This window comes from Shinella sp. NM-101 (assembly GCF_021401195.1).
Lineage (GTDB): Bacteria > Pseudomonadota > Alphaproteobacteria > Rhizobiales > Rhizobiaceae > Shinella.
This window is the reverse complement of record NZ_JACBFT010000003.1, coordinates 236,919-259,172: the sequence shown is the minus strand read 5'-3', so window position 1 is coordinate 259,172 and position 22,254 is coordinate 236,919. Positions and strand designations below refer to the sequence as shown.

The 22,254-nt window shown below is 67.1% G+C and carries 20 protein-coding genes and 1 pseudogene; 6 read left to right on the top strand and 15 right to left on the bottom strand.

The features are described 5' to 3' along the window. Nucleotides 1-109: 109 nt before the first annotated feature. The 4 genes and pseudogenes from L0976_RS08250 to L0976_RS08235 form a co-directional block, all read right to left on the bottom strand. Nucleotides 110-775 (bottom strand): OmpA family protein, encoded by a 666-nt coding sequence (locus L0976_RS08250; protein ID WP_203317159.1) that lies wholly within the window; start codon nt 773-775, stop codon nt 110-112. 78 nt (nt 776-853) lie between these two features. Continuing rightward, a pseudogene (locus tag L0976_RS08245) lies at nt 854-1,728 on the bottom strand (DMT family transporter). Between the two features lie 136 nt (nt 1,729-1,864). Beyond that, nucleotides 1,865-2,890 carry a histone deacetylase family protein gene (locus L0976_RS08240; protein WP_234186890.1) on the bottom strand — a complete coding sequence of 342 codons (1,026 nt, stop codon included), beginning with the start codon at nt 2,888-2,890 and terminating at the stop codon, nt 1,865-1,867. 132 nt (nt 2,891-3,022) lie between these two features. After that, a complete protein-coding gene (locus L0976_RS08235; RefSeq protein ID WP_234186889.1) occupies nt 3,023-3,433 on the bottom strand; it encodes a hypothetical protein in 411 nt (136 codons plus the stop codon). A gap of 127 nt (nt 3,434-3,560) precedes the next feature. Between L0976_RS08235 and L0976_RS08230 the strand changes: the two genes are divergently transcribed. Beyond that, nucleotides 3,561-4,346, top strand: coding sequence for a helix-turn-helix domain-containing protein (locus L0976_RS08230; RefSeq protein WP_234186888.1), 786 nt, complete (start codon nt 3,561-3,563; stop codon nt 4,344-4,346). Here L0976_RS08230 and L0976_RS08225 read toward each other — a convergent pair. The 3 genes from L0976_RS08225 to L0976_RS08215 are packed head-to-tail and all read right to left on the bottom strand — an operon-like array spanning nt 4,336 to nt 6,421. Continuing rightward, nucleotides 4,336-4,701, bottom strand: a complete 366-nt coding sequence (locus tag L0976_RS08225; protein WP_234186887.1) for a transporter — start codon at nt 4,699-4,701, stop codon at nt 4,336-4,338. The two genes, L0976_RS08230 and L0976_RS08225, sit on opposite strands and share 11 nt — an antisense overlap. Next, the gene (locus L0976_RS08220; protein ID WP_234186886.1) at nt 4,698-5,405 is read right to left on the bottom strand and encodes a bifunctional 2-polyprenyl-6-hydroxyphenol methylase/3-demethylubiquinol 3-O-methyltransferase UbiG; all 708 of its coding nucleotides are present in this window, start codon (nt 5,403-5,405) and stop codon (nt 4,698-4,700) included. The genes L0976_RS08225 and L0976_RS08220 overlap by 4 nt, the downstream gene beginning before the upstream one ends. A gap of 23 nt (nt 5,406-5,428) precedes the next feature. Beyond that, nucleotides 5,429-6,421, bottom strand: coding sequence for a glycosyltransferase (locus L0976_RS08215; RefSeq protein WP_203317153.1), 993 nt, complete (start codon nt 6,419-6,421; stop codon nt 5,429-5,431). 114 nt (nt 6,422-6,535) lie between these two features. Between L0976_RS08215 and L0976_RS08210 the strand changes: the two genes are divergently transcribed. The 3 genes from L0976_RS08210 to L0976_RS08200 all read left to right on the top strand — a co-directional run bounded on the left by L0976_RS08210 (nt 6,536) and on the right by L0976_RS08200 (nt 10,616). Beyond that, nucleotides 6,536-8,368 carry a hypothetical protein gene (locus tag L0976_RS08210; protein ID WP_234186885.1) on the top strand — a complete coding sequence of 611 codons (1,833 nt, stop codon included), beginning with the start codon at nt 6,536-6,538 and terminating at the stop codon, nt 8,366-8,368. A 69-nt stretch (nt 8,369-8,437) separates the two neighbouring features. Then, nucleotides 8,438-10,018, top strand: a complete 1,581-nt coding sequence (gene xseA, locus L0976_RS08205; RefSeq protein WP_234186884.1) for an exodeoxyribonuclease VII large subunit — start codon at nt 8,438-8,440, stop codon at nt 10,016-10,018. Between the two features lie 7 nt (nt 10,019-10,025). Next, entirely contained in the window at nt 10,026-10,616 is a 591-nt protein-coding gene (locus L0976_RS08200; RefSeq protein ID WP_234186883.1) for an NAD(P)H-dependent oxidoreductase, read from the top strand. Nucleotides 10,617-10,806: 190 nt separating this feature from the next. On the opposite strand, the gene L0976_RS08195 is transcribed toward L0976_RS08200, so the two are convergent. Next, complete coding sequence (locus L0976_RS08195; RefSeq protein ID WP_234186882.1) at nt 10,807-11,289, bottom strand: MarR family winged helix-turn-helix transcriptional regulator; 483 nt, start codon at nt 11,287-11,289, stop codon at nt 10,807-10,809. 83 nt (nt 11,290-11,372) lie between these two features. Here L0976_RS08195 and L0976_RS08190 point away from each other — a divergent pair, with 83 nt between their 5' ends. Next, nucleotides 11,373-12,269 carry an EamA family transporter gene (locus L0976_RS08190; RefSeq protein WP_203317148.1) on the top strand — a complete coding sequence of 299 codons (897 nt, stop codon included), beginning with the start codon at nt 11,373-11,375 and terminating at the stop codon, nt 12,267-12,269. Nucleotides 12,270-12,356: 87 nt separating this feature from the next. Here the strand turns inward: L0976_RS08190 and L0976_RS08185 are convergent, their stop codons facing one another. The 7 genes from L0976_RS08185 to L0976_RS08155 form a co-directional block, all read right to left on the bottom strand. Further along, complete coding sequence (locus L0976_RS08185) at nt 12,357-13,610, bottom strand: aminopeptidase (RefSeq protein ID WP_234186881.1); 1,254 nt, start codon at nt 13,608-13,610, stop codon at nt 12,357-12,359. Nucleotides 13,611-13,680: 70 nt separating this feature from the next. Then, on the bottom strand, nt 13,681-14,154 hold the full coding sequence (gene ybaK / locus L0976_RS08180; RefSeq protein WP_234186880.1) for a Cys-tRNA(Pro) deacylase: 474 nt from the start codon (nt 14,152-14,154) through the stop codon (nt 13,681-13,683). Nucleotides 14,155-14,157: 3 nt separating this feature from the next. Next, the gene (locus L0976_RS08175) at nt 14,158-15,117 is read right to left on the bottom strand and encodes a glyoxylate/hydroxypyruvate reductase A (protein ID WP_234186879.1); all 960 of its coding nucleotides are present in this window, start codon (nt 15,115-15,117) and stop codon (nt 14,158-14,160) included. Nucleotides 15,118-15,131: 14 nt separating this feature from the next. Then, complete coding sequence (locus L0976_RS08170) at nt 15,132-16,766, bottom strand: ABC transporter ATP-binding protein (protein WP_234186878.1); 1,635 nt, start codon at nt 16,764-16,766, stop codon at nt 15,132-15,134. Beyond that, on the bottom strand, nt 16,763-17,902 hold the full coding sequence (locus L0976_RS08165; RefSeq protein ID WP_234186877.1) for an ABC transporter permease: 1,140 nt from the start codon (nt 17,900-17,902) through the stop codon (nt 16,763-16,765). The genes L0976_RS08170 and L0976_RS08165 overlap by 4 nt, the downstream gene beginning before the upstream one ends. Beyond that, the gene (locus tag L0976_RS08160; protein ID WP_234186876.1) at nt 17,902-18,978 is read right to left on the bottom strand and encodes a microcin C ABC transporter permease YejB; all 1,077 of its coding nucleotides are present in this window, start codon (nt 18,976-18,978) and stop codon (nt 17,902-17,904) included. The genes L0976_RS08165 and L0976_RS08160 overlap by 1 nt, the downstream gene beginning before the upstream one ends. A 138-nt stretch (nt 18,979-19,116) precedes the next feature. Then, a complete protein-coding gene (locus tag L0976_RS08155) occupies nt 19,117-20,937 on the bottom strand; it encodes an extracellular solute-binding protein (RefSeq protein ID WP_234187064.1) in 1,821 nt (606 codons plus the stop codon). Nucleotides 20,938-21,140: 203 nt separating this feature from the next. Between L0976_RS08155 and mepA the strand changes: the two genes are divergently transcribed. Further along, nucleotides 21,141-22,208 carry a penicillin-insensitive murein endopeptidase gene (mepA, locus tag L0976_RS08150; RefSeq protein WP_234186875.1) on the top strand — a complete coding sequence of 356 codons (1,068 nt, stop codon included), beginning with the start codon at nt 21,141-21,143 and terminating at the stop codon, nt 22,206-22,208. Nucleotides 22,209-22,254: the final 46 nt, after the last annotated feature.

The following is a 22,254-nucleotide window of genomic DNA, read 5'->3' as shown; positions in this document are numbered from 1 at the left end:
GGCCCGGGGCACGCCCGAGCATGACGAAGGAGAGGTCTTCGGGACTTTGCCCGTCGTCCGAAGGGCCGCGGGACGGCCCTTCGGAGATTTGCAGCGATAAGGCCGGGGCTTAACCCTGGCGCAGCGGCGAGATGGAGATCTCGACGCGGCGGTTCTGCGCGCGGCCGGCTTCCGAGGCATTGGAGGCGATCGGGCGCTCCAGGCCGTAGCCCATCGCCGACATGCGCCGCGGGTCGATGCCGCGCGAGGCAAGGTAGTTGGCGACCGAATTGGCGCGGCGCTCGGAAAGGTCCTGGTTGTAGCCGGCATTGCCGACCGAATCGGTGTGGCCGTCGACGTCGATCAGCGTCTTGTCGAACTTGCGCAGCACGATGGCGACGGAATCGAGCGTCGGGTAGAACGGCGGGATCACCCGGTCCTGGTCGGTCGCAAAGGTGATGTTCGAGGGCATGTTGAGGATGATGCGGTCGCCGTTGCGCGTGACGGAGACGCCGGTGCCCTGGAGCTGCGCGCGCAGTTCGGCTTCCTGGTTGTCCATGTAGTTGCCGATGGCACCGCCCGCGAGCGCGCCGACGCCGGCGCCGATCAGGGCCGCGTTGCGGCGCTGGACGGGATTGTTGCCGATGAGGAGGCCGGCGACGGCGCCCATGCCCGCGCCGATGGCCGCGCCGCCGGCGGTGTTGGAGACCTTCTGCTCGCCCGTGTAGGGATCGGTCGTCGTGCAGGCGGAAAGAAAGGCCGCGGCAACCGCGACGATCACGCATTTCTTGTACATGTGGGTCCCCGGAGGTTTCGATGATTCTGCTTCAACCTAGCGATTGCGGCAGGAACATGAAAGAGGCCCCTCTTTCGCTCACGCCGGCCCGTTTGCACTCGAGGTGACGCCCGCGCTCGCGGCAACCACCAGCCCGGTGCCGAGAATCTGGAACGGCGTCATCGGCTGGCCGAGCACCAGGAAGCCCGCAAGCGCACCGAGCGCCGGCTCGAGGCTCATCAGGATGCCGAAGGCGGACATGGGCATGCGGCGCAGCGCGATCATTTCCAGCGCATAGGGAAGGAGCGGCACGAGCACGGCAAGGCCGAGCATCATGCCGAGGCCCTCCGGGTTCAGCGCCTCCTGCGCCCGCGGCAGGCCGAACGGGGCGGCAACGGCGGCCGCCACGAGCAGCGACATGGAGAGGCCCTCCAGCCCCCGGAACATCGCGCCGGTCTTCTTCATGAGGACGATGTAGGTGCCCCAGCCGATACCCGCGCCGCAGGCAAAGAGCACGCCGGCGGGATCGCCGATCCACCCTTCGCCGTCATGGGACAGGAGCACGACGCCGACGAAGGCGGCAAGCGGCCAGACCAGCCGCCAGCCGCCGCCGAGCGACCAGGTGGCGACGGCGAGCGGGCCGAGGAACTCGATCGCCACGGCAAGCCCGAGGGGATGCGGTCGATGGCCGCGAAGAAGCACAGCGTCATCGCCGCCATGGTGGCGCCGAGCGCCAGCGCGCTCTTCCACTGCGCGCGGCTGTAGGAACGCACCGGCGGGCGCACGATGACCGCCAGCGCCGCCGCCGCCATGAGAAGGCGGAAGAAGGTGGTCGTGGACGGCCCGTAGGCGGAGATCGCCGTCGCGGAAAAGGCCGAGCCGAACTGGATGCTCGACATGGAGGCGAGGCACAGCAACACGCCCAAAGGGAGCCCCGCATTGCCGGTGCGCCCCGCTAATTGCCCATCTGCCATGAAAGACCCTCCCCAGACCCGGCGCCCGGACCTGTGTGCAAGGCCGACCGGACGCCGCGACCGGTCTAGAGGAGGGCCGGGCGTCCCGCAAACGGATATTCGTGATACCTTGCTTCAGTAAAACTGATGCTGCCCTTCAGCCGGCGATGCCGCGCAGCGTGTTGGCGACGTTGAGGCCGATTTCCGGCACGCCGTAGCCGCCCTCCATGACGACGAGCACAGGCACGCCGCTCGCCGCGACCGCCCGTCCCATCGTCACGTAATCGGGCGAGGTCAGCTTGAAGAAGGAGATCGGGTCCTTCTCGAAGGTGTCGACGCCGAGCGACAGCACGATCACCTCCGCACCGAAGGCGGAGATGCGCTTCAGCGAATCGACGAGCGCCGCCTCCCAGACGGACCAGGGCGTGCCGGGCGGCATCGGATAGTTCTGGGTGGCGCCTTCGCCCGCGCCCTTGCCTGTCTCCTCGGCATAGCCGAGGAAATGCGGGAAGGCTTCGGCCGGATCGCCATGCAGCGAGGCGAAATAGACGTCGCCGCGTTCGTAGAAGATATCCTGCGTGCCGTTGCCATGGTGGAAGTCGACGTCGAGGATGGCGACCTTCCTCGCCCCCCTGTCGAGGAAATGCTGGGCGGCGACGGCGGCGTTGTTGATGAAGCAATAACCGCCGAAGCTGTCGATGCCGGCGTGATGGCCCGGCGGGCGGCAGAGCGCGAAGGCGGCCTTCGCCCCGCCGGCGACGATATCGGCCGCCGTCAGCGCCGTCTGCATCGAGGAGAGCGCCGCCTCCCAGGTGCCGGGTGAGATCGCCGTCTCGGAGGCGTTGCAATAATAGCCGAGCAGGCCGTCGATCTGGGTCGGGATGCGCGGCGAGGTGCGGCGCACGGGAAAGGAGGTGGCGATCGCCTCGCCCTTGTAGCCGGCGGCCTTCCACTGCTCCCAGGCGGTCTCCAGGAACGAGAGATAGCCGGCATCGTGTACTTTCAGCGCGGTTTCGAGCCCGTGGTGGGCCGGCGCGGAAACATCGGTGAAGCCGGCGTCCTTGACCGCCGCGAGGATCCATTCCGCCCGGAACGGCGCCTCGAAGGGCGGCACCAGTTCCCCGCCGTAAAGCTCGCTGCGAGCGTTCCTGAGCTTGTGGTCCTCGGAAAAGATGACGCGCATGAAGGGCTCCCCGTTTTCATCCGGCGCGACGGTAGTGCATTTTTTCAACAAGGGGAATCTCTCCCGCGGGGTAGAAACAGCCTTCGCCTGCCGCTTTCGCACCGAGGCGAAGGGCCATGGCACGGCCGGGGCTCAAGCGACCATGGCGCGCTGCTGGCGGCCGAGGCCGATCTGCTTGAGAAGCAGGATGTCGGCCACCGCAACCGCGGCAATCGCAACGATGCCGATGCCGGCCGGCGTCAGCCCGCCGCGGGCAAGCAGGAGGACGGCAATGCTGCCGAGGACCCAGAGCGCGTCGCCGGCGGCCGCAAGGCGCACGGCGGCAGGCGACGGCCGCTGCTGGCGGCCGACGGCAAGGTGGAAGACACCCCACAGGAGGAAGAAGGCGGCAAAGCCGGTGACGAGGGCCGGCGTCGCGAGCGGCCCGACAAGGCTGCCGACCGGACCGGAGAAGGCGAGGAGGACGAGGCCTGCGGCGAGGCAGAAGGCGCCGTCGGCGAGCATGACGGATTTCAGGAGGTTGCGGTTGAGGGCTGCGAACATGATGGGCTCCTTTCGTTGTCGACGGGCCGACCCTGCCGCGACGGGAGCGGCAAACCAATTACCTTGGAGGTAATGGAAATCATGCCGCCGCTCCTGTTTAGTGCGCCGGAGAACAACGGAGAACGACATGGAATTCGGCGAACACCTCCGGGAGTGGCGCAGCCACAGGCGTCTCAGCCAGCTGGAACTGGCGAGCGAGGCCGGCATTTCCGCCCGCCACCTCTCCTTTCTGGAGACCGGCCGCTCGCGTCCTTCGGAAGGCATGATCCTCCGGCTGTCAGCCGTGCTGGACATTCCGGCGCGCGACCAGGGCGCGCTCTTTTCCGCCGCCGGCTTCCGGCCGCGCTTCGCGACATCGCCGGCCGCGGGCCTTTGCGCCTTTCCGCCTGCGGTGGCGGAGGCGATCGGTCTCATCCTTGCCCGTCACGATCCCTATCCCGGCGTCGTCTTCGATCACGAATACAACGTCCTGACGGCGAACCAGGCTTTTCTCGGCCTTGCCGGCATGGCCGGCATCGCGGTTTCGCCGGGCGACAATTTCCTCGATGCCTTTCTCGGCCAGACGCCGCTGCGCTCCATTGTCGTCAACTGGGCGCAGTCGGCCGCGGACCTCGTGCACCGCATCCGCGCCGAGGCCTGGCTGCAGGGGCCGCGCAGCCCGCTCCTCAGGCGCATCGAGCGGCTGGCCGCGGAGGCGGACATGAGGGCCGCACTCGCGGCCTTCCCGGAAACCGACCGGCTTCCCGTCCTGCCCATCGAGATGAAGATCGGCACCAGGTGCTTCAACTGGATCACCACGCTCACCTCCTTCGGCTCGGCGCAGGATGCGCTGGTGCAGGGCGTGCTGATCGAGAGCTTCTTTCCGGCCGACGCCGAAACGCGGGCGCATTTCGAGGGCGCGGTCAGCCGTTGATGACGAACATGCCGCCGATGATGAGGGCGGCGCCGAGGACGTAGCGCAGCGTCAGCGCCTCGCCGAGGAAGACGCTGGCCAGGACCGGCACGAAGCAGAAGGTCAGCGCCATGAAGGAGTAGCCGATCGTCAGCGGCACCGCTTTCAGCACGAAGATCCAGATGATCGTGCCCGCGCCGTAGATGGCGAGCGCCGCCAGCAGCAGCGGGTTGAGCATCAGGGCGGCCAGGCCCTTGACGCCGAACTCGCCCGTCGTGCCGCTCGTCAGCTTGAAGAGCACCTGCCCCGCCGCGATCATGAGCGGCGTGCCGAGGAGACCGGCCCAGATGGCGGGGCTGTAGCCGCCCGTGGTCACGCGTCCGGCTCCGAACGGTCTTCCATGTAGAAGATGTCGCGGCCGATATCGACGCACAGATGGTGCGCCGGCACCGGATGCGCGGCCCGCAGGAAGGAATGCGTATAGGGGAAGAAATTGAAGTGCGGGTTGAAGCTGTAGCGGTACTCCCGCTCGCGCGGCACGACGATGATCAGCCGGCGGCGCGCGATGCGGCGCAGCTCGGCGATCGCCTGGCGGTATTCCAGCACATGCTCGATGACATGGGTGCAGACGACCGTGTCGAACTCGCCGTCCGAGAAGGGCAGGGATTCGATCATCGCGGCGACATATTCGACGCCGTCGATGCCGGCCGCATCCTCCACGACGAAATCGACGCCCGTCAGCCGCTTCAGGCCGGGATTGCCCGCCTTGACGTGGCTCAGCAGCGCGCCGGTGCCGCAGCCGACGTCGCATACGCTCTCGCCGGCGATGGAGGCGACGATCCGGTCGATGCAGGCCTGGGAATTGTCCGTGCCGGCGTGGACGCGCGGATGCTCGCGGTAAAGGTCCTCGTATTCCCCGGCGGTGAGGAACGGCGCGCGCTCGCGGAACCTTGCCAGCTTGGTGATGTGCTTGCCCCAGACGAGGCTGGCGGCCTGCCTGAACAGCGCGGAATCGCGCAGGATCGGCGGCAGCACGTCCTCGATCACGAAGCGGATGCGGTTGGTGGTTTCCCGGTTCATTTGGCTGTTCTCAACGATTGGGCTCAGGCAGCGAGGTGGCGTGCGGCCTTGTCCGCGGCCTTGCGGGCAGACCTGACGTGCCGGCCGGCGGGCAGGTTCATGTAGTGGATGCGCAACTGCTCGGCCCTGGCGCGGGCGAGCGAATCGAGGATGAGGCCGGCCGAGAAGACGAGGAACGAGATCATCATCAGCACGAGCGAGAAGACCCAGGTCGGCATGCGGTCGACGAGGCCGGTGCGGAAATATTCCCCCAGCACCGGCGCCATGAAGGTGAGGCTGAGGGCCATGAAGCCGCCGCTGATCGCGCCGAAGAAGGTGAACGGACGCGTCTCCTTCATCAGCATGGCGAACATCCAGAGGATCCTTGCGCCGTCGCGGAAGGTCGAGAGCTTGGAATGCGAGCCTTCCGGGCGGCGGCCGTAGTCGAGCTCCAGTTCGGCGACCGGCAGGCGCAGCCGCGAGGCGTGCACCGACATCTCCGTCTCGATCTCGAAGCCGCCGGAAACGGCCGGGAAACTCTTGGCGAAGCGGCGCGAGAAGGCGCGGTAGCCGGAGAAGATATCGGAGAAATCGTTGCCGAAGAGCGAGCGGAACAGCGTGTTGAAGATGCGGTTGCCGAAGGCGTGGCCCTGCCGGCCGGCATCCGCGCGCACGCCGCGACGCGTGCCTACCACCATGTCGGCGCCCTCGGTGATGAGGGTGCGGATCAGTTCCGGCGCATCGGAGGCGGCATAGGTGCCGTCGCCGTCGGCCATGATGTAGATGTCCGCCTCAATGTCGGAGAACATGCGGCGCACCACATTGCCCTTGCCCTGGCGGCGCTCGCGCACGACGGTCGCACCGGCAAGCGCGGCGCGTAGCGCGGTCGAATCGGTGGAGTTGTTGTCGTAGACATAGACGCGGGCGGTCGGCAGGGCGGCGCGGAACCCGGTCACGACGTCGCCGATCGTCTGCGCCTCGTTGTAGCAGGGCAGCAGCACGGCGATGTCGAGGTCTTCCAGCAAGGCTTGCGTCATGGCAGCGCGGTCTCCAGGGCGAACCAGCCTCATGCGGCCGCCGGCTTTACTATTTCTTGAGAAGGTTAAGGCTAGGTTTCGGCTGGCTTCCAACGGCGGCGGAAAGGACCTCCCGTGTCGAAATCCATGCCTGCGGCGCTGGCGCTCGCGCAACCGGAGAAACAGGCGCGCCGTCAGGGCATGACGCCCGGAGTGCTTGCCCTTTATTGCCTCGTCGCGATCGCGCTGCTGCTCGCCGTCTCGCTGCCCTTCGCCACCGACTATGTCGGGTCCGACAACGACGACACGATGCGGCTCGTCGTGGTGCGCGACCTGCTCGCCGGCCAGAGCTGGTTCGACACGACGCAGTACCGTCTCGGTCTCGACGGCGGCACGCTGATGCACTGGTCGCGCTTCATCGACCTGCCGATCGCCAACCTCATCAGCTTCTTCTCGCTGTTCACGCAAGAGCGGCAGGCCGAAGCGATCGCGCTTGCCGTCTGGCCGGCCCTCACGGTCGTGCCGGTGCTGGCGGGCATGGGGCTTGCGGCCTGGCGGCTTGGCGGCAAGGCCGCCATGCATGCGACGCTGGTGCTGACGACCGTCTTCGTCGTCGCGCTCAACCGCTTCCAGCCGGGCTCCATCGACCACCATAACGTCCAGCTCGCCATCATCGCCTGCATCGCGGCCATGCTGCTCGATCCCCGGATGCGCGCGCGCGACCATGCGGTGGCCAGCATGCTCGCCGGCCTTGCCATCGCCATCGGGGTGGAGACCACGCCGCTGATCGGCGCCGTCTGCCTTATCGTGGCGCTGCGCTGGGCATGGCACGGACGGGCCTTCCGTGAGGCCGCGGCCGCCTTCGGCCTTGCGCTGGCATCGACGATCACGCTCGCCTTCTTTTCGACCGTCGCGCCCTCCCGCTACACGCAGGTGACCTGCGACAGCCTCTCCTACGGCTTCTATGCGCTCGCCACGCTCGGCGGCGGCACGCTGTTCCTCACCGCCTCGCTGGCGAGCGGCCGGTCTTTCGGCGGCCGGCTCCTGGCCCTTGCCGGCGCGGGCGCGGCGATTGCCGCGTCGGTCCTCGTCATTGCGCCCGGCTGCCTTGCCAATCCGCTCGATGCGCTCGACCCGCTGCTGAAGGCCTTCTGGCTTGCCGGCGTCATCGAGGCGCAATCGGCCGTCGCGCAGTTCAAGCTCGATCCGGGGTCGGTCGGCAGCTTCTACGCGCCGAGCCTCCTCGCCATGCTCGCCTGCCTCTGGCGCATCCGCCGCGGGCAGGCGGCGGAGGGGCATCTCATCGTCCTCGGCCTGCTGGCGACCGCCTTTGCCGTCTCGCTCTTCCAGATCCGCGGCGCGATCTTCGCCAACATGCTCTCGGCCCTGCCGCTCGGCCTTGCCATCACCGATCTCAGGCGCAAGGCCAATGCCGACCCGAAGAACCTCGGCGCGGGCCTTGCCTTCATCGGCGTGACGCTCGCCTCGGTGCCCGCCACCTGGGCGCTCGCCGGCGCGCTCCTGCCGGGGCGTTCGCAGGACACGCTGCGCACCGGGCTTTCCACCCCGCAGGTCGCACGCCCCTCCTGCACGGCCGCGGCGTCGATCGCTCCGCTTGCCGCCGAGCCCGCCGGCGTGGTGGCCGGGGCCTCCAATCTCGGCGCGGCGATCCTGCGCCATACCGGCCACCGCGTGCTTTCCGCGCCCTATCACCGCAACCAGGGCGGCATGCTGACGGAGCTGCATATCGGCCTTTCCAGTCCGCAGCAGTCGGAAGCCTTCCTGCGCGGCGCCCATGTCACGCTGCTCGCCTTCTGCAACGACGACGCACAGACCCGCGACATCGCAAAGGCCGAGCCCGGCGGCCTCTATGCCGATCTCCTCAAGGGCAAGGTGCCGGCCTATCTGGAACCCATCGCCGGCACGGAAGATGCCGTCCTCCGGCTCTACCGGGTGAAGCCGGAATAGGGCGAGCCGGCTGGGGATGCAGCCCGCCGCGCGCTGTCATCCGGGGCGAAACGCACTACACTTGCGAGCATGAGCTTCTTTTCCGAGACTGATTCGCCCTCGAACCTTGCCGAATATTCGGTGTCGGAGCTTTCCGGCTCCATCAAGCGCACCGTCGAGCAGGCCTTCGACCAGGTTCGGGTGCGCGGCGAGATTTCCGGCTACCGCGGCCCGCATTCCTCGGGGCACGCCTATTTCTCGCTGAAGGACGACCGGGCGCGCATCGACGCGGTGATCTGGAAGGGCAGCTTCTCGCGCCTGCGCTTCAAGCCGGAAGAGGGCATGGAGGTGATCGCCACCGGCAAGATCACCACCTTCCCCGGCTCCTCGAAATACCAGATCGTCATCGAGACGCTGGAGCCGGCCGGCGCCGGCGCGCTGATGGCGCTGCTGGAGGAGCGCCGCCGCAAGCTCGCCGCCGAAGGACTGTTCGACGCGGAGCGCAAGAAGCCCCTGCCCTTCCTGCCGAGGGTCATCGGCGTCGTGACCTCGCCGACCGGCGCGGTCATCCGCGACATCCTCCACCGCATCGCCGACCGCTTCCCGGTCCATGTCGTCGTCTGGCCGGTGAAGGTGCAGGGCGAAGGCTCGGGGCAGGAGGTGGCGGCCGCCATCGAGGGCTTCAACACGCTGGACCCGTTCGGGCCGATCCGGCGGCCGGACGTGCTGATCGTCGCGCGCGGCGGGGGCAGCCTCGAGGATCTCTGGAGCTTCAACGACGAGATCGTCGTGCGCGCCGCCGCCGCCTCGCAGATCCCTCTGATCTCCGCCGTCGGCCACGAGACCGACTGGACGCTGATCGACCATGCGAGCGACCGCCGCGCCCCGACGCCGACGGGCGCGGCCGAAATGGCCGTGCCGGTCAAGGCCGACCTCGATGCGGAAGTCGCCTCGCTCGCCGCGCGCCTTCGCGGGGCGACGGCCCGCCAGATGGACAACCGCCGGCAGGGGATTCGCGCACTCGCCCGGGCGCTTCCCTCGCTCGACCAGCTTCTCGCCCTGCCGCGCCGCCGCTTCGACGAGGCCGCCGCCGGGCTCGGGCGGGGGCTCCAGATGAACACGGTGAACAAGCGCCGCGCCTTCGAGCGCACCGCCGCCCACCTTCGGCCCGACATGCTCCTCACCCGCATCGCCGAGCGCCGCCAGTGCGTCGCCGACCGCCTCATGAGGGCCGAGCGCATCGTCGAGCGCCGGCTCGACCAGCTTCGCGCCCGCCTTTCCGCCTTCGACGTGTCGCTGCGCGCGACACCCGCCCGCATCAAGGCGCGGACGGAGCGTTCCTCCGACCGGCTCAGGGGTCTTGTGCTGCGCGCCGAAAGCGCGCTCGCCGGGGATCTCGCCCGCCGCCGCGCGCTGCTTCAGGCGCAGGACCGCATGCTGCAATCGCTCTCCTACCGTAATGTCCTGAAGCGCGGCTATGCGCTGGTGCGCGACGAGGAGGGTGCGCCGGTGAAGGGTGCCGCCAGCCTCGGGCCCGGGCGGTCCATCGCCATCGAATTCGCAGACGGCACGGTGGATGCCGTCACCGGATCGGGCGGCGGCCCGCCGCGCAGGAAGCCTGCGAAGGCGGAAGAGGAAAAGCCGGCGCCCCGCCAGGGCTCGCTGTTCTGAGGCCACCATGCGCATTCTCGTCGTGCTCGCCCATCCGCTGGAGGACAGCTTCGCCGCAAGCGTCGCCGAGACGGTGCGCGGGACGCTGGCCGCGAACGGCCATGCGGTCGACCTGCTCGACCTCTACCGCGAGGGCTTCGATCCGCGGCTGACCCCGTCCGAACGGTCGCGCTATTTCGAGCCGTCCTACGATCCCTCGGACGCAGAGCCCTTCGTCTCCCGGCTGAAACAGGCGGACGGCCTGGTGCTCGTCTTTCCGCAGTGGTGGTTCAATTTCCCGGCCATCCTGAAGGGCTTCTTCGACCGGGTCTTCGCGCCGGGCATCGCCTTCGAGAACGATCCGGACGGCGGGCGCATCCAGCCGCGGCTCGGCAACATCCGCCTCTTCTGGGCCTTCACCACGACGGGCTCGCCCTGGTGGGTGGTGCATCTCTACATGGGCAATCCCGTAAGGCGCCTCCTCAAGCGCGGCATCGCCGCCTTCTGTGCAAAGGGCCTCGATTTCAGGCTGGTCAATCTCTACGACATGGACCGCATCGGCGACAGGAAGCGCAAAGCCCATCTCCTGAGGGTCGAAAGGCTCGCTGGACGGATCTGAGCTCAAACGCACACTTACGCGTCAGGCACCGCTGCCCTGCCCGGCATATCCCCCACAAGGGGGGATCGGCAAGATGAGAGCCTTGCTCTACCAGCGACGTCGAGGATGGGCAGAACAGCACCCCATCCAATCTCCCGACTTGTTGGAGGGAGACGCCCGGCAGGCAAGGGTGGGACGCTCCAGCAGCGTGTTACTCAAACTCTTTCAGAAATTTCCGCAACAACCCATCCAGCGCCGCGCGCTCCTCCAGGCTCAACCCCGCAAGCAGCCGGTGCTGGTTCGCGACATGCGCGGTCACCGCCTCATCCACCAGCGCAAAGCCCTTCGGCGTCAACGCGATGATGACGCCGCGCCGGTCGTCCGGATTGTGCGCGCGCTCGATCAGACCCGCCTTCTCCAACTGGTCAAGCCGGTTGGTCATGGTGCCGGAGCTGACCATGGTCGTCGCGATGAGGTCGCCGGGCGAAAGCTTGCAGGGCGGGCCGGCGCGGCGCAGCGTCGCCAGGACGTCGAAGCTCGCCGAATTGAGCCCATGCGCCACGAGCGTTCTTTCGACCTCGCGGGCAAGGTGGGTGCGCAGCCGCGCCAGCCGGCCGAGCAGGCCCATCGGCTCGACATCGAGGTCCGGCCGCTCGCGCCGCCACTGTTCGAGAATTCTGTCGACGTGATCCATGGTGCGACTAAAGCAGAGATTATCTTGACGTCAAGATAAAACGATATATCTTGATTTCAAGATTCTTTTGATGGAGACAATTCGTGTCCCGCGCCTCCGACATCCTCCTGACCGCCGTCGCCCCTGCCATCTGGGGCAGCACCTATATCGTCACCACCGAGCTGCTACCCGCCGGCTATCCGCTGACCGTCGCCATGCTGCGCGCCCTTCCCGCCGGGCTTCTCCTGCTGCTGCTCGTGCGCCGGCTGCCGGAGGGCGTCTGGTGGCCGCGCAGCTTCCTGCTCGGCGCGCTGAACTTCTCCGTCTTCTGGGCGATGCTTTTCGTTTCGGCCTACCGCCTGCCGGGCGGCGTCGCCGCGACGGTCGGGGCCATCCAGCCGCTGATCGTGCTCGGCCTGTCGCGCGCCATCATGGGCACGGCGGTGCGGCCGCTCCAGGTTCTCGCCGGCCTTGCCGGCATCGGCGGCGTCGCGCTGCTGGTGCTGACGCCGGCCGCCGCGCTGGACCCGATCGGCATCGCGGCGGGCCTTGCCGGTGCCGTCTCCATGGCCTTCGGCACCGTGCTCTCGCGCCACTGGCAGCCGCCGGTGCCGCCGCTGACCTTCACCGCCTGGCAGCTCACGGCCGGCGGCCTGCTGCTGGTGCCCGCCGCACTCTTCCTCGAACCGGCCCTGCCGGTGCCGACGACGCAGAACCTCGTCGGCTTCCTCTATCTCGGCGTGATCGGCGGAGCCCTCACCTATATCGTCTGGTTCCGCGGCCTTGCGCGGCTCGATCCGGCGACGGTCTCGCCGCTCGGCTTCCTCAGCCCCCTCGTCGCCGTCGTCCTGGGCTGGGCGCTGCTCCGGCAGGACCTCGGCCTGCTGCAGATCACCGGCATGGCGGTGGTGCTGGCCAGCGTCTGGCTCGGCCAGCGGGCACAGGCGGCAGCGGCGCGGCCTGCCGGCGGCGGGCAGGCGGTGTCGCCTGCCGCTCGCTGACGGCCCCTCCCCGAGCCGCAAGGCCGGACGGCCGAGGAGAAGGGGGTCGGCCTTGTCAGCGTTTCTCCAGCCGCCCTGGCTGAAAGATCACGCCCACTCGCCGGCGCGCATGACGGCGGCGCGGCTGCCATCGGCGCGGATGCCGTCGATGTCCACCGTGTTCGAGCCGATCATCCAGTCGATGTGAATGAGGCTTTCATTGCCGCCCTGCGCGCGGATCTGCTCCGGTGAAAGGCTCGCGCCGTCGAGGAAGCACTTGGAATAGCACTGGCCGAGCGCGATGTGGCAGGAGGCGTTCTCGTCGAACAGCGTGTTGTAGAAGAGGATGCCGCTCGCCGAGATCGGCGAGGAATGCGGCACCAGCGCCACTTCGCCGAGCCGGCGCGCGCCCTCGTCCGTGTCCAGCACCTTGTTCAGCACCGCCTCGCCCTTCGAGGCCTTCGCCTCGACGATGCGGCCGCCCTCGAAACGCACCTGGATGTCGTCGATCAGCGTGCCCTGGTGGGAGAGCGGCTTGGTGGAGGAGACATGGCCCTCGACGCGCAGCGCATGAGGCGTGGTGAAGACCTCCTCGGTCGGGATGTTCGGGTTGCAGGTGATGCCGTTCTTCGCCATGGAGGCGCCGCCATGCCATTCGTGACCATCGGCAAGGCCGATCGTCAGGTCCGTGCCGGGTCCCTTGAAGTGCAGGGCGGAGAAACGCTCGCCGTTCAGCCAGGCCGAGCGGCGGGCGAGGTTGGCATTGTGCTCCGCCCAGGCGGCGACCGGATCGGCGACATCGACGCGCGAGGCGGCGAAGATGGCGTTGGCGAGCTTTTCGACCGCCACGTTCTCCGGATCATCAGGGAAGACCTGCTTCGCCCAGGAGGGGTTCGGGTAGGAGACGATGTTCCAGTTGATGTCGAAATTGGCGATCTTCTCCAGCGCCGGCCGGTAGGCGGTGGAATTGGCCTTGTTGGCCCGGGCAACCCTGGCAGGGTCCTCGCCGGAGAGCAGCATCGGGTTGTCCCCCGCGATGGCAAGGCGCGCCGCGCCGTTGGCATAGGCCTTGGCCATGCCCTCGTAGAGCCAGTCCGTCGCGCGGTCGAAGCTTTCGTCCGGCGCGTGGCGGTAGCGGGCGAGCGTCGCTTCCTCGTCGGCATAGAAGGTGCTGACGAGGCCGGCGCCGGCAATATAAGCGTGCTTGGTGATGAGGCGGACGAGCGGCAGCGCGGCGATCGGCGCGGTCATCACGAGGTCCTGCCCCTTCCGGAGCTGGAGACCGACGCGCACGGCGACTTCGGCGAGTTTCTCGAGCTTTTGCGGATCGACGGGGGAGGCGGAACTGGCTGGAACGGTCATGGCATGCCTGTCTGGTTTGCGAAGCGGATAAGGGAAACTTAGTGCGCCAATGGGCCGATGAGAAGGCGCTTCAGGCGACAACCGGCACGACGATCGCCTTCAGCGCCGTCACCACATCGCGCGGGTCAAGGCGCACCTGGAGGCCGCGCTGGCCGCCGTTCATGTAGACCGCCTCGTGCGCCAGCGCTTCCGCCTCGATGGCGGTCGGCACCTGCTTCTTCTGGCCGAAGGGGCTGATGCCGCCGACGACGAAGCCGGTCAGCCGCTCGGCATCGGCCGGCGTCATCATGCTGGCCGACTTGCCCTTGAAGGCGCTCGCCAGCTTCTTCATGCTGACTTCGCGGTCGGAAGGCACGATGACGCAGACCGGCTTGCCGTCCACCTCCGCCATCAGCGTCTTGAGGACGCGCGCCGGATCCTCCCTAAGCGCCTCGGCCGCCTGGATGCCGACGCGGTCGGCGGTCGGATCGTAATCATAGGTGTGGACGGTGAAGGAAACCCCCGCCCTAGCGAGGGCCTGGGTGGCGCGGGTGGTCCTGGACATGGCTCAATACCCCGCGCCGCGGTCCACCAGGTGCTCCAGCGGCTTGCCGCTTTCCAGCCGACCGATCTGGTGGGCGACGTGGCGGAAGAGGGCGGCGACGTCGGAGGCGGCGGCGGCGTGGGGGGTCATGAGGACCCTGTCCATCGACCAGAACGGGCTTTCGAGCGGCAGCGGCTCCTGCTGGAAGACGTCGAGCGAGGCGCCATGGAGCGTGCCGTCGTTGACGGAGGCGACGATGTCGGCCTCGACCTGGCTGCCGCCGCGGCCGCCATTGATGAAGACCGGGGCGCCGAACGGGCCCTTGCGGCTGAGGCGGGTGAAGAGGCCGGTATTGTAGATATCGCGCGTATCCGGCGTCAGCGGCAGCAGGCCGACGAGGAAATCGGTCCTGCCAAGGAAGGCGTCGAGTCCCTTCTCGTCATAGGTCTCGAAGCCCTCGGCCTTGCGGCCGCTCTTCGACCAGCCGATGACGTTGAAGCCGAGGGCCTTCAGCTTTTGCGCCGAATCCTGACCGAGCACGCCGAAGCCCATGATGCCGACGGTGATGTCCTTCGCCTCGGGCTGGGGAAGCTCGCGCCAGATGCGCTTTTGCCGCAGCGCCTCGTAGGCCTGGTGCTGGCGCAGGTGCATGAGGCATTGCATGACGATCCATTCGCTCATGCGGGTCGTCAGCGTGTCGTCGACGAAGCGGACGAGCGGCACGTCCGGCAGGCCGGGCAGCGTCAGGACGTGATCGACGCCGGCACCGCCGGAGAAGACGACCTTGAGATCCCTCGCCCGGGAGAAGAGATCGGCGCTTGGCCGCCAGACCACGGCGTAGTCGATGCCGGAAAGGTCGCGGTTGCGGTTTGCCGGATGCAGCAGGTTGATCACCTCGCGCTCGGGAAATGCGCCCTTGAGCGCGGCGGCGACCTCTTCCTGGTCGAATTTCAGATCGATGATGACCGGGCTTTTCGTCGACATGCTGCTTCCTGCTGCTACTGGCTTATCGTCTCGCTGCGGACGGCTTCAAGGTTGAAGGCCGCGGCCATGAGGGCCTTGGTATAGGCCTCGCCCGGCCGCTCGATGATGTCCTTCGCCCTGCCCTTCTCCACCACGCGCCCGCCGCGCATGACGATGATGTCGTTGGCGAGCGCGCGCACGACCTTGAGGTCGTGGCTGATGAAGAGATAGGCGAGATTGTGCTTCGCCTGAAGATCGCGCAAGAGCTCGACCACCTGTGCCTGCACGCTCATGTCGAGCGCGGAGGTCGGTTCGTCCAGCATGACGAATTCGGGTTTCAGCACCATGGCGCGGGCGATCGCGATGCGCTGGCGCTGGCCGCCGGAGAATTCGTGCGGGTAGCGCCAGCGCGTCGTGGGATCGAGGCCGGTTTCCTCCAGCGCGGCGGCGACGCGGTGGTCGCGCTCGGCCTCGGAAAGCGAGGGCTCGTGGATCTTCAGGCCCTCCGCGACGATATCGGCGACCGACATGCGCGGCGAAAGCGAGCCATAGGGGTCCTGGAAGACGATCTGCATGCGGCGGCGCAGCGGCCGCATCTCGGCGAAGGAATGGCCGGCGATCTCCTGCCCGACGAAGGCGATGCGGCCCTTCGACGAGATGAGCCGTGTCAGCGCGAGGCCGAGCGTCGTCTTGCCGGAGCCCGATTCGCCGACGACGCCGAGCGTGTGGCCGGCGCGCAGCGTCAGGTCGATGCCGTCGACGGCCTTCACGTAATCGACCACGCGGCGCATGAAGCCGGCCTTGATCGGGAACCAGACCTTGACGTCCTGCGCCTCCACGACGATGGGCTGGCTGTCGTCGGCCGGGCGCGGCTCGCCCCGCGGCTCGGAGGCGAGCAGGTGGCGGGTGTAGGCGTGCTGCGGGTTGGTGAAGATCTCCTCGACCGGGCCGGTCTCGACGATCCTGCCCTTGGTCATCACACAGACCCGATCGGCGAACTTGCGCACGATGCCGAGGTCGTGGGTGATGAAGAGCATGGACATGCCGTGCTCTTCCTTGAGGTTCTTCAGCAGTTCGAGGATCTGCGCCTGCACGGTGACGTCGAGCGCGGTGGTCGGCTCGTCGGCGATCAGGAGTTCCGGGCGGTTGGCGAGCGCCATGGCGATCATCACGCGCTGGCGCTGGCCGCCCGAGAGCTCGTGCGGATAGGCGGCGAGGCGCTTTTCCGGCTCGCGGATGCCGACCTGATTGAGCAGTTCGAGGATTTTCGCACGCGCGGCGGGGCCTTCGATATCCTGGTGCAGCTTCAGGATCTCGCCGATCTGCCGTTCGATGGAATGGAGCGGATTGAGCGAGGTCATCGGCTCCTGGAAGATCATGGTGATGTCGTTGCCGCGCACGTCGCGCAGGCTCGCATCCGACGCTTTCAGGAGGTCCTTGCCGTTGAAGACGATCTCGCCCGACGGATGGCTCGCGGCGGGATAGGGCAGCAGCCTCAGGACCGAGTTCGCCGTCACCGACTTGCCGGAGCCCGATTCGCCGACGAGGGCGACGACCTCGCCGCGCCGGATCTCGAAGGAGACGCGGTCGACGGCGAGCGAGGTGTTGCCGCCCTGATGGAAGGCCACCGACAGGTCGCGGACGGAAAGGATGGTTTCGGGAGCGCTCACCGGAAGGTCTTCCTCGGATCGAAGGCGTCGCGCGTCGCTTCGCCGACGAAGATCAGCAGCGACAGCATGACGGACATGACGACGAAGGCGGTGAGGCCGAGCCACGGCGCCTGAAGGTTCTCCTTGCCCTGTGCGATCAGCTCACCGAGCGAGGGCGAGCCGGGCGGCATGCCGAAGCCGAGGAAGTCGAGCGAGGTGAGCGTGGTAATCGAGCCCGACAGGATGAAGGGCAGGAAGGTGAGCGTCGCGACCATCGCATTCGGCAGGAGGTGCCGCGCCATGATCGTCGCATTGCCGACGCCGAGCGCCCGGGCCGCCCGGACATATTCGAAATTGCGGGCGCGCAGGAATTCGGCGCGCACCACGCCGACGAAGCCGACCCAGGAGAAGAGCAGCATGATGCCGAGCAGGATCCAGAAGCCGGGCGGCAGGATGGCGGCGATGATGAGCAGGATGTAGAGCACCGGCATCGAGGACCATATCTCGATGAAGCGCTGCATCAGGAGGTCCGTCCAGCCGCCGAAATAGCCCTGGATCGCGCCGGCCGTCACGCCGACGACGGCCGAGCAGATCGTCAGCGCGAGGCCGAAGAGCACCGAGATGCGGAAGCCGTAGATGACGCGGGCGAGCACGTCGCGCGCCTGGTCGTCCGTGCCGAGCCAGTTGAGATTGTGCCAGTTGCAGTTCGCGTCCGCCGCGCCGTCCGGATAGCCGGAGCAGCGCTCCTCCTTCGACATCAGCCAGAAGGGCTTGGTCGGTGCGGAGTGCGGGATGTTGGAATTGGTCGAGCTGTAGGAATAGCGGATCGGCGGCCAGATCATCCAGCCGTTCGCCTCGATCTCCTCGGTGATGAAATCGGAGCGGTAGTCGGTCTCGGCGAGGAAGCCGCCGAACTTTTCCTCCGGGTAGGCGATGACGACGGGGAAGAGCAGCTCGCCCTTGTAGGAGGCGAGGATCGGCCGGTCGTTGGCGATGCACTCGGCGAAAAGGCTCAGCACGAAGATGACGAGGAAGATCCAGAGCGACCAGTAGCCGCGCCGGTTCGCCTTGAAGTTCTCCCAGCGCCGCTTGTTGGTCGGCGAGAGCAGGCCCTTCCTCGGCGGGGCGATGGGGGTCGTATCGGTAATGGCGGCCATCAGACGTCCCTCCGCTCGAAATCGATGCGCGGATCGACCCAGGTATAGATGAGGTCGGAGACGAGGGAGACGACGAGGCCCATCAACGAGAAGATGAAGAGCGTTGCGAAGACGATGGGATAGTCGCGCCGGACGATGGAATCGTAGCCGAGGCGGCCGAGGCCATCGAGCGAGAAGATGTATTCGATCAGCAGCGAGCCGGTGAAGAAGGCCGAGATGAAGGCGCCGGGAAAGCCGGCGATGATGATCAGCATGGCGTTGCGGAAGACGTGGCCGTAGAGCACCTGGCTCTCGGTCAGGCCCTTGGCACGGGCCGTCGTGACATATTGCTTCTTGATCTCGTCGATGAAGGAATTCTTCGTCAGGAGCGTCGTCGTGGCGAAGGCGGAAAGCAGCAGCGTGATCAGCGGCAGCGTCATGTGCCACATGTAGTCGAGCGGTTTCTGCCACCAGGCGAGGCTGTCGAAATTGTCCGAGACGATGCCGCGCAGCGGGAACCAGTCGAGGAACGAGCCGCCGGCAAAGAGCACGATCAGCAGGATGCCGAAGAGGAAGCTCGGCACCGCATAGCCGATGATGATGATGCCCGACGTCCAGACGTCGAAGGCCGAGCCGTCCTTCACCGCCTTGTGGATGCCGAGCGGGATGGAGATGGCGTAGGAGAAGACGAGGATCCACACGCCGAGCGAGATGGAGACCGGCATCTTCTGCGCGATGAGGTCGACCACCGAGGTGTTGCGGAAGAAGCTTTCGCCGAAGTCGAAGCGCATGTAGTCCCACATCATCGTGAAGAAGCGCTCGAGCGGCGGCTTGTCGAAGCCGAACTGCTTTTCCAGCTTGGCGATGAATTCCGGATCGAGGCCGCGCGCGCCGCGATAGGCGCTGTCCTGCCCGACCTCCTGCAGCATGTCGCCGCCGCCGGAAAGCCGGTCGCCGCCGCCCTGGCTCGTCAGGTCCGCGATGACCTGCTCGACCGGGCCGCCCGGCGCGAACTGCACGATCGCGAACGAGATCGCCATGATGCCGAAGATCGTCGGGATCATCAGCAGGATGCGGCGCAGGATATAGGCGCCCATCAGCGATCACCCGCCCTGATAGCTTGCGTGGATGTCCAGCCGGTCAAGCCCAACCCTTCCGTTCTGCCGCCGCCTGCCGCGACGGTGATTCGTTCCCGCTATATGGAACCCAGCCAGCTTGCGGGCGCAAGCCCCGGCTCATTTCGCGGCGTTCTTCGACCACCAGACATCAGGGAAGCCGAGGCCGTAATAGGGCAGATCCTTCGGCCGGGCGAGGTGGTTCCAGTAGGCGACCTGCACCGACCTGGAATAGAACATCGGCACGAGATAGTGATGGGCGAGCAGCACGCGGTCCATCGCCTTGACGGTGGCGACGAGCTCGGCGCGGTCCGGCGCGAAGATGATCCGGCGGATCAGTTCGTCGATGGCGGGATCTGCGATGCCGGCATAGTTGCGCGAGCCCTGCTGGTCGACCGAGGAGGAGCCCCAGTAGTCGACCTGCTCGTTGCCCGGCACCAGCGTCTGCGCCCAGATGCCATAGAGCATGTCATAATCGAAGCTGCGGACGCGATTGGTGTATTGCGAACTGTCGACCGTGCGGATGCGCGCGTCGATGCCGATATCGGTGAGGCTCTTCACATAGGGCAGGACCGTGCGCTCCTGCGAGGGATTGGAGAGCAGGATCTCGATGCCGAAGGGCTCGCCCGTCTTCACGTTCACCAGCTTGCGGTTCTTCAGTTCGTAGCCCGCGTCCTTGAAGAGCGTCAGCGCCGTGCGCAGGTTCTCGCGCGCCTTCTTCGGGTCGCCGGAGACAGGATTGGTGTAGGGCGTGGTGAAGACGGCCGGCGGCACCTTGTCCTTCAGCTCCTCCAGGATTTCCTTCTCGCGGCCCTCCGGCAGGCCGGAGGAGGCAAGCTCAGTGCCCCAGAAATAGCTGTCGATGCGGTTCAGCCGGCCATAGGCGAGGTTGCGGTTGAGGCTTTCGAAATCGTAGGCGTAGTTCAGCGCCTCGCGCACCCGCTGGTCCCTGAACTTCTCCCGCCGCATGTTCGGCACGAAGGCCTGCATGATGCCGGTGGCGCGCAGCGGGTTCTCGATCTCCTCGCGCACGATGCGGCCGTCCTTGGCGGCCGGGAAGTCATAGGCGGTCATCCAGTGGCTCGACGAGTTGTCGCGGTAGAAATCGACGTTGCCGGCGCGGAAGGCCTCGAATTCCACGTTGCGGTCGCCGAAGAACGTATAGGTGATCGCGCCGAAATTGTTCTGGCCGACATTCACGTTGAGGTCCTTGCCCCAATAGTCGTCGCGCCGCTCGAAGCGGACGGAGCCGCCGGCCTGGAACGAGGCGATCCGGTAGGGACCCGAGCCCATGACCGGCTCCAGCGTCGTGCGGCTTATGTCGCGCTTGTTGCCCTTGGCGTCCGTGCCCTCCCACCAGTGCCTGGGCAGGATCTGGAACTGGCCGAGGATGTTCGGAAGCTCCTGATTGTTCTTCTCGTCGAAACGGAAGGTGACGTCGCGCTCGCCGGTCTTCTCCGCCGAGACGACATGCCTGTAGTAATTGGCAAGCAGCGGATTGTGCTCCTTCGACTTCTCGAAGGAAAAGACCACGTCCTCCGGCGTCACCGGCTGGCCGTCGGCCCATTTCGCCTCCGCCCTGAGGCGGAAGGTCGCCGAGGAGATGTCGTCCGGAAAGGACACGCCCTCGGCGAGCAGGCCATAGGCGGTGGTGATCTCGTCCTCGGCGGATTTCAGCAGCGTATCGAAGACCAGGGAGGAGACGCCCGATGCCACCTCGCCCCTGGAGAGGATGGGGTTGAACGTGTCGTAGGTGCCGGTCTGGGAGAGTTTCAGCTCGCCGCCCTTGGGCGCGTCCGGATCGACGTAATCGAAATGCGCAAAGCCGTTCGGGTGTTTCAACTCGCCGATGGTGGAAAGGCCGCTGCGCCATACCGGTTCCTCGGCCTTCGCGCCGGCCGCGACCATGAGCGACAGGGCGAAAGCCGTAGTGAACACCATTTTCCCGAAGGCTGCCTGCATTTGCCAATTCCCTTTCGTATCCTTGCCGAAGCATGCGCGAGAGAATAGGCAAAATCCGGGCAAATGACAGGCCCGCCATGAAAGGGGCGGTTTTTGCCGTGCCTATTCCGGCCGGGGATTCACTTCTGCGAAAGGATGACCGTTTAACCTTTCGCAACCATTGCGACTTTCGAGACCGGACGATGCCAGCCCATTTCCTGCCTTCCCGACTGACCATCTGCCTGATCGCCGCCGGCCTTGCGCTGAGCGCGCTCGCCTCGCCGCTTGCGGCCGAGGAGCGGCCGGCCAAGGAGCTGTTCGGCGCCCAGCGCCTGCCGGCGAACATGGCCACGAGCCCCTACGGGTCCTATGCGAAGGGCTGCATTGCCGGCGCTGTGGCGATCCCGACGGACGGCCCGGCCTGGCAGGCGATGCGCCTGTCGCGCAACCGCCGCTGGGGGCATCCCAACATGATCGCGCTGCTGGAGCAGTTCTCGCAGGATGCACGGCAGCTCGGCTGGCCGGGGCTGCTGCTCGGCGACATCTCGCAGCCGCGCGGCGGGCCGATGCTGTCGGGCCACGCCTCGCACCAGGTCGGCCTCGATGCCGACATCTGGTTCACGCCGATGCCGGACCATCGCCTGTCCGCCGAGGAACGCGAGAAGCTGCCCTTCACCTCCATGCTCGACAAGAGCAAGTTCCTGACGGTCGATTCGCGCCGCTGGACCTCCACGCACGCCCGCCTCGTCATGAAGGCGGCGAGCTATCCTCAGGTCGAGCGCGTCTTCGTCAACCCGGCGATCAAGAAGAAGCTTTGCGAGACCTGGCAGGGCGACCGCTCGCTGCTCGGCAAGGTGCGGCCGATCTATGGCCACGACGAGCATTTCCACATCCGCATCCGCTGCCCGGAAGGCACCCCCGGCTGCAAGCCGCAGGCCCGCGTGCCGGCCGGCGACGGCTGCGATCAATCGCTTGCCTGGTGGTTCACCAAGGAGCCCTGGGAAAAGCCGAAGCCGAAGAAGCACGCAAAGCCCGTCAAGCCGCGCTTCGTCACGCTTTCCGACCTGCCCAAGGCCTGCAGCACGGTGCTGGCGAGCGCCTCGCCATCCTCCGAGCAGGAGGTGACCTACCGGGGCAATGGCGGCGCCTCGAATGCGCTCGCCTTCTCGGCAGGGGCCGGGGGCGGCGGCGCGACCATCGAATCGGTGATCGCCTCCGACACGACGCTGCCGGCGATCGTCCCTATCCCGATCCCCCGGCCGTTCCAGTAAGGCCGAGGCCCCTCCCCCTCCCCACAAGGGGGAAGGGCTTACCCCG

Excerpts from the sequence above, each read along its gene's own strand:
- L0976_RS08235 (WP_234186889.1), bottom strand. The coding sequence starts at position 3,433 with ATGTTCGCAGCCCTCAACCGCAACCTCCTGAAATCCGTCATGCTCGCC.
- L0976_RS08195 (WP_234186882.1), bottom strand. The coding sequence starts at position 11,289 with ATGGATCACGTCGACAGAATTCTCGAACAGTGGCGGCGCGAGCGGCCG.
- L0976_RS08160 (WP_234186876.1), bottom strand. The coding sequence starts at position 18,978 with ATGGGCGCCTATATCCTGCGCCGCATCCTGCTGATGATCCCGACGATC.
- L0976_RS08220 (WP_234186886.1), bottom strand. The coding sequence starts at position 5,405 with ATGAACCGGGAAACCACCAACCGCATCCGCTTCGTGATCGAGGACGTG.
- mepA (WP_234186875.1), top strand. The coding sequence starts at position 21,141 with ATGCCAGCCCATTTCCTGCCTTCCCGACTGACCATCTGCCTGATCGCC.
- ybaK (WP_234186880.1), bottom strand. The coding sequence starts at position 14,154 with ATGTCCAGGACCACCCGCGCCACCCAGGCCCTCGCTAGGGCGGGGGTT.
- L0976_RS08200 (WP_234186883.1), top strand. The coding sequence starts at position 10,026 with ATGCGCATTCTCGTCGTGCTCGCCCATCCGCTGGAGGACAGCTTCGCC.
- L0976_RS08165 (WP_234186877.1), bottom strand. The coding sequence starts at position 17,902 with ATGGCCGCCATTACCGATACGACCCCCATCGCCCCGCCGAGGAAGGGC.
- L0976_RS08230 (WP_234186888.1), top strand. The coding sequence starts at position 3,561 with ATGGAATTCGGCGAACACCTCCGGGAGTGGCGCAGCCACAGGCGTCTC.
- xseA (WP_234186884.1), top strand. The coding sequence starts at position 8,438 with ATGAGCTTCTTTTCCGAGACTGATTCGCCCTCGAACCTTGCCGAATAT.
- L0976_RS08155 (WP_234187064.1), bottom strand. The coding sequence starts at position 20,937 with ATGGTGTTCACTACGGCTTTCGCCCTGTCGCTCATGGTCGCGGCCGGC.
- L0976_RS08240 (WP_234186890.1), bottom strand. The coding sequence starts at position 2,890 with ATGCGCGTCATCTTTTCCGAGGACCACAAGCTCAGGAACGCTCGCAGC.
- L0976_RS08215 (WP_203317153.1), bottom strand. The coding sequence starts at position 6,421 with ATGACGCAAGCCTTGCTGGAAGACCTCGACATCGCCGTGCTGCTGCCC.
- L0976_RS08175 (WP_234186879.1), bottom strand. The coding sequence starts at position 15,117 with ATGTCGACGAAAAGCCCGGTCATCATCGATCTGAAATTCGACCAGGAA.
- L0976_RS08185 (WP_234186881.1), bottom strand. The coding sequence starts at position 13,610 with ATGACCGTTCCAGCCAGTTCCGCCTCCCCCGTCGATCCGCAAAAGCTC.
- L0976_RS08250 (WP_203317159.1), bottom strand. The coding sequence starts at position 775 with ATGTACAAGAAATGCGTGATCGTCGCGGTTGCCGCGGCCTTTCTTTCC.